The 2348-nt window shown below is 32.9% G+C and carries 3 protein-coding genes; all 3 read right to left on the bottom strand.

The window, feature by feature from the left end:
- A partial coding sequence (locus AC4J95_RS20965; protein WP_494551532.1) for a hypothetical protein occupies positions 1-617 on the bottom strand: 617 nt, incomplete at its 3' end.
- Complete coding sequence (locus AC4J95_RS20970) at positions 617-1618, bottom strand: SIS domain-containing protein (protein WP_494551533.1); 1002 nt, start codon at positions 1616-1618, stop codon at positions 617-619. The genes AC4J95_RS20965 and AC4J95_RS20970, both read right to left, overlap by 1 nt.
- A gap of 15 nt (positions 1619-1633) precedes the next feature.
- A partial coding sequence (locus tag AC4J95_RS20975; protein WP_494551534.1) for a PTS system mannose/fructose/sorbose family transporter subunit IID occupies positions 1634-2348 on the bottom strand: 715 nt, incomplete at its 5' end.

Genomic DNA, 2348 nt, shown 5'->3' on the forward strand with positions numbered 1-2348 from the left:
ATTACATGTTCTATCATCAATTTTTTTGATTTGCATGTTAAAATGTCGCCATTATAAAGATCATCAAATATCCAAATAGTTTCAGTTCTAATAAACGATGGAAGCCCAGAATACAACTGAGTTTCTGATTCAACAAAATAAATTGAACACTGATCATCAGACAAGAAACATGAAATCGCGCTAGCGACTGTAGCAAGCGAAGAAAAACTATACTTTCTCGGAATGCCAAGGCCCATGATAAAAAAAGAGATACATAAAAAAACTAATATCATTGACAGTATAATACTTCCTTGATTTAAAACTCTAGTAGTCAGGAACAATAGTATAATGAAGAGTATCATTGAGATAAGTTTTATTAACTCTAACCTCTTCAAATAATTTTCTCTATCTTTTTGCGTCTGTAAAAGATCTCCAAATACGCTCCACTCTGGAGTAGTAATATTCACAACAATTGTCTTTGTTGACTCATCCCGATAAAAAAAATTAGGACTTTTTTGAGTTATCGAATCATTTAAAAAAACACTACTAAACCATTTAACAAATTTTTTCTTTTTGTTTTGAAAGTGGATGATTTGAAAATGAATCGATAGAAACTCAAAAATAGTATAAACGTTCATTAGTATTCCATCACACGATAGTATCGACGAGTTTTTGCTGACTTTCCTGTCTTTTGTTCATAGATACGTAATAACAAGTCATAATAATGATTTAGCAACCATGGCTCAATAAATTTAACTAAATCATTTGAAAAATCGTCAAGGTTGAAATCTTTCATATCAATTGTATTTGAAGCTGTTGAGTGTTGATCAATAAATTTTTTTACACGCATATCTTGTTTTCGAGTTTCTCTAGAGTTCAAAACCACATTTACCTGAAAGTCATCACTTATCAGTTCAAAAGGTCCGTGGAAGAATTCTGAGGAATGAATAGCTTGTGCTTCAATCCATTGAATTTCTTCCAAGATGTAATTACAAAAACAGCATGCTTCACCCCATAATCGCCCAGATGTAATCCACATTTGCATACGAGTTGGATCTGAAGATTGTACTAAGTTTATAGCAGCAGCCTCATTTCTTGAAATTTCTGTAGCTACCTTTTCTCCTACTAATTCCAACTCCTTTTTGTACTCAGATAAAATGGAAGTATCATTCTCTGTAAAACATAGAAGGAACCAGCCAAAAAGAACTAAATGGACGTCTGTATCCACAGAACTAGTACGATAGCTTAAAAAGTTTAATTTATCTAACTCTGTCTCGTCGTCACCAATAAATCCATATATCAAACTTTCAGGATTTTTTTCTTTCACCTTCTTCAAAACATCAATCAATTCTTCAGTAGCTCCAGTCTTTGTTCCCACGATCAGCAATGTATTTTCGTCAATTTGATCCAAATATAAATCTGACATTTCTTCTGGACTCACAATTAAAAACGGAATATCAATTTTTTCAAAAAGCATTGGCCGCATATCAACAAATTTTGTATATGTTCCGCCAGAACCTATAAGATAAAGTTTTGTAATATTTTTTTGTTGCAACTTCTTAGCAATTTTTTCTACATCATCAAACTGGGTTACAACCTTCTGGTAATCGTTCACAAAATTTTCTGATTTGAAATACATCAATTTACTCTCCTTTTATACAGATAAAAATCCAAAAATAGCACCTAGAACACTTACAACCAAAATAGCTAGTAAGATATAAATTACTTTAACGTCTTTCTTTAACAGCTTGCAAAACAGGAAAGTAATCAGTAACGGTAATAGTGCAGGCATCATTGAATCTAGTAAGCCTTGAATAGTTTGAGCATCCTTCCCGCTGGTTAATTTTACAGGGATGTTAATGATTACCATTGATGCTACCATTCCTCCAATAACTGTATTACCGAGAATATTTATCGCATACGTAATATTTTCCATTAAACCACTAGACATTTTTTCTATAAATGTGACTCCAGCTTTATATCCCCACAGTGTTCCAAAATATCTGACCAATACGTTTGGGACATTGAATACTAACAGAAATAAAATAGGACCTAAAATACTACCTTGCTTTGCAAGTGAAATACCTATCCCACTTGCGATAATTCTTAAGCTTCCCCAGAATATTGAATCACCTATTCCTGAGATTGGCCCCATCAAACCAGCTTTCATTGCATTAATTGAACTCTCATCAAATGATGGATCATTTGCTTTTCTCTCTTCCATAGAAGCAGCCACGCCAGCAATAAATGGTGATGTTGCAGAAGTACAATTAAAGAATTCTAAATGTCTTTGCATTGCTTCTTTTTGATCATTAACATCAGGATACAGTTTTTGAATGACACCGCTCATAGAGTAAGAGAAAGCTAGG

It is taken from the genome of Enterococcus sp. GPZ-007 (assembly GCF_059374735.1).

Excerpts from the sequence above, each read along its gene's own strand:
- AC4J95_RS20970 (WP_494551533.1), bottom strand. The coding sequence starts at position 1,618 with ATGTATTTCAAATCAGAAAATTTTGTGAACGATTACCAGAAGGTTGTA.